General features: G+C 55.1%; 5 protein-coding genes. 1 reads left to right on the top strand and 4 read right to left on the bottom strand.

All coding sequences use genetic code 11. The features are described from left to right. Positions 1-306 (top strand): Maf family protein (locus ACTH5D_RS17620; protein ID WP_441673499.1); only part of this gene is annotated, 306 nt, incomplete at its 5' end. A 49-nt stretch (positions 307-355) separates the two neighbouring features. On the opposite strand, the gene sppA is transcribed toward ACTH5D_RS17620, so the two are convergent. The 4 genes from sppA to ACTH5D_RS17600 all read right to left on the bottom strand — a co-directional run. Further along, complete coding sequence (sppA, locus tag ACTH5D_RS17615; RefSeq protein WP_441673497.1) at positions 356-1396, bottom strand: signal peptide peptidase SppA; 1041 nt, start codon at positions 1394-1396, stop codon at positions 356-358. Positions 1397-1420: 24 nt separating this feature from the next. Further along, positions 1421-2074, bottom strand: a complete 654-nt coding sequence (locus tag ACTH5D_RS17610; protein WP_441673495.1) for an HAD family hydrolase — start codon at positions 2072-2074, stop codon at positions 1421-1423. Positions 2075-2113: 39 nt separating this feature from the next. Next, on the bottom strand, positions 2114-3055 hold the full coding sequence (locus ACTH5D_RS17605; protein ID WP_441673493.1) for an RluA family pseudouridine synthase: 942 nt from the start codon (positions 3053-3055) through the stop codon (positions 2114-2116). Between the two features lie 311 nt (positions 3056-3366). Next, the coding region (locus ACTH5D_RS17600) for a hypothetical protein (RefSeq protein ID WP_441673491.1) at positions 3367-3567 on the bottom strand (201 nt) is incomplete at its 5' end.

Below are 3567 nucleotides of genomic sequence, written 5' to 3'. Positions count from 1 at the left end.
TTTTCCGGCCAGCGCGTCACATTTCTCACCGGGCTCGCACTTTTAGATACACGCCATCAGCGCCATCACGTGCACGTGGAGCCTTTCGAGGTCGTTTTTCGCACCCTGAGCACTCAGGAAATCGAAAATTACGTCGCCAAAGAGCAGCCGCTGGACAGTGCTGGCAGCTTTCGGATGGAAGGGTTAGGCATTGCGCTGTTTGAAAAACTGGAGGGTCGCGACCCCAACGCGCTGATTGGGCTACCGCTAATTGCACTGTGCGACATGCTACGCCAAGCAGGGCTAGACCCGCTTGGCGCTTCATAACAGGCAGTCGCTTTATCTATACAGGCATGCCCATACAGGCGTGCTTAAACTAAAATCGCAGCGGCGTGCTAGGCCCGCGCACGCCCAAGACCTCAGCAGTAATCTGGGCAAAGCGTCGCGTCAGGCGCTCAAACGGATCAAGGCTCGGCGTGTAATCAATCCATTCGGTATCGCCAACCTGTTCGCGCGCCACCTGCTCAAGGCTACCCAACTGATCGACTAAACCCAGCTCGAGGCTCTGCTCACCGCCCCAAATCAGGCCAGAGAAAATATCCGGACTATCGCTGAGCCTATCGCCCCTTCCTGCACGCACATCCTCAATGAACTGCCGATGGGTCTGGCTAAGCACGCCCTGCCAAAACGCCTCAGCGTCGTCACCTAGCGGCTGAAAAGGATCTAAGAAGGCCTTGTTCTCGCCCGCGGTCAGCACACGACGCTCAACGCCGAGACGAGATATAGCCCCCTCAAGACCAAACCCTGCATAGATAACGCCGATTGAGCCGACCAGGCTCACAGGCGATGCGACAATGTCGTCGGCCGCCGCGGCGATGTAATAGGCACCGCTGGCACCAATATCTTCAATGACTGCAATAATCGGCTTATCACCTTGCTCTCGTAGCCGCATGATCTCCGCATAGATACGCTGCGACTGCACCGGGCTACCGCCAGGACTATTAATATGTAATACCACGGCGGCTGCACTTTCCGCCTCCCAGGCGCGGTTAAGGCCCTGAATAATACGCTCAGCATTGGCAGGCGAATCGCTGGCGATAACGCCATTAACCTCCACAATACCTAAATGACGCTGGGTCGGTGCGATCGAGCTAGAGCTGTTCCAAAACAGCCCATAAAGCGTAGCGAATAACACCACTAACACCACGGCGAGCATCATCAAACGGAAAAACAGCTTCCAGCGCCGCGTACGCCGCTGCTCGGTTAAAACACCGCCGACCCAACGGTCCATCATATCCACCTGCGCCAGGCGCTGGCGTTCACGCAGCGTTTCAGCATCGTCTCCAGACGCACCTGCTACTGGGTCTACGTTTTCTGATGAAACTTCGGCACCTTCTGTCCAGCGATCACCACTCATAACATATCCTTATATAGATGCAGGCTACTCGCCATGCAATCGCTCAAAAAGCTCATCGACGCTATGCGCCAACCACTTAGGACGACTCAGCAATAGGCGCTTTGGCGTATGCACGCCATAGGTTACCCCAATGCGATCCATACCAATCGCTCGCGCCATTTCCAAGTCATACTCGGTATCGCCCACCATCACCGCCCGCTCGACCGGAACCGAAAGCTCTGCCAACAGTTCGGTAAGCATTTGCGGATGGGGCTTCGAGCGCGTCTCATCCGCCGTACGACTGGATTCAAACCACGCAGCACTACCCGTCTCCGCAAAAATGCGATCAAGACCACGGCGACTTTTGCCCGTCGCCACCGCCAAACGCTGCCCCTCACGTTCGCGCAGACGAGCAATGTGCATTTCTACGCCGGCAAAAAACAGCATTGGCGTTGCGTCGGCATGCACAAAATGGTGCGCATAGCGCTCGCGAAGCCGCTCCGCCTGAGCCGGTAGAATGCCTGGGCAAAGTTTAGCAATCGCCTCGGGCAGACCTAGGCCGATAATATCCTCAACGTCCGGCGCCGAGAGCGCGCCCCACTCTGCTTCTAAGGCAGCAGCCTGCATGCACGAGACAATACGCGGCACTGAGTCCATCAGCGTGCCATCCCAATCAAATATCATCAGCTCGTACTGCATTACAGGTCCTTCTTGGCAGGCATATAAACAAAGGGCCGCTTATCGACGGGCACGCTTGAGGGTTTCTTCCAAAGCCTCTGGCAGAGGCGCTTTAACCGTTACCGGGCGGCCATTGGTAGGCTCAGGAAAGGTCAGCGCACGGGCATGCAAGAAAAGTCGCCCCAACCCCAGCTGCTTTGTAAGAAAGCCACTTTCACGGGTAGCGTATTTATCGTCCCCCAGCAGCGCATGGCCGGCATGGGCAGCGTGAACGCGAATTTGATGTGTGCGCCCCGTCACCGGCTCAGCTTCAATCAGAGTGACTTTCTCGAACGCTTCAACCACCGAAAAATGCGTACGCGACACCTTTCCGTTAGGGTCGACCCTAACCCGCCGCTCCCCGTTACCTGCATCAAACCGGTCCAAACGAGCGCTTTCATAGGTTTTACGCGCAGGCCAGCGCCCGCTCACTAGGGCTAAGTAGCGCTTATCCATGCCGTGCTTTTTTAATGACTCGTTGAGCGTCACTAGCGCATCGCGGGATTTAGCAAGCAGCAAACAGCCTGACGTATCGCGATCAAGCCTGTGAACCAGCTCCAAGAAACTCAAATCATCACGCACTTGGCGCAGCGCTTCGATCAAGCCAATTTTAACCCCGCTGCCACCGTGCACTGCCAGCCCTGAAGGCTTGTTGAGCACCATCCAATCGGGGCCTTCCATAATGACGCTACCGACTAACAGATCACGCAGATTATCACTGACCTCTTTAACCGCTTCACGCGGCGCCAACCGCAGCGGCGGCACGCGGACCAAATCGCCGGCCTGCAACCGGTAATCCACTTTAACGCGCTTTTTATTAACGCGGACTTCACCCTTGCGCACGATCCGATAGATAAGCGCCCGAGGCGCTCCCTTCAAACGTGTCATAAGAAAATTATCAATTCGCTGCCCTGCTTGCTCCGGGGAAATATCCACCCACTGTACTTCACGCCCTTCGGACATTACTTGCTTACTCCTGCTGTTACTCTATGACGTCAGGCTAAAAACGGCATTCTAGCGTAGACCCAAGAGCATTGCGTCAATTGCTGGTCGTTGTCTTTACTGTTATATTCAAAATGCTCACCAGCCTAGCGCAGAAAGCTGTCTTATCTAGCGCTATCACTAGCTGATTAATAGCTAACGGCAAAAATTACTTAGCAGAATGCATCAACGCTGAGTTTGGTTAATGCGCCTGCCCGACAAACATGCAGGCCTGAGCACGAAAAGCGGCACCAGTGTACGCATTGCCCGTTTTTCCGGCATCGAAATATGATCTAAAAATGCAGCGAATCTGCCGCCCGTTCTTTTGTCGGCAGATGAACGTAAGCCCAGCCCTTAACGGCGGGTAGAAACTTAAAAAACGCTACGTGCTGAGCAGTCCCTCCTTTTTCGTCACAAGGTGCCGACTGACTCAGGACGACAAGTTCAACGCTGTGCCGGTGGCCGGCGTTGGTGAATCGATGAATGCCAGGTGT

Origin of the sequence: Halomonas sp., assembly GCF_052095695.1 — a bacterium.
Classification (GTDB): Bacteria; Pseudomonadota; Gammaproteobacteria; order Pseudomonadales; family Halomonadaceae; genus Vreelandella.
The sequence above is the reverse complement of the archived record's forward strand: the minus strand, read 5'-3'. Positions and strand labels throughout refer to the sequence as shown.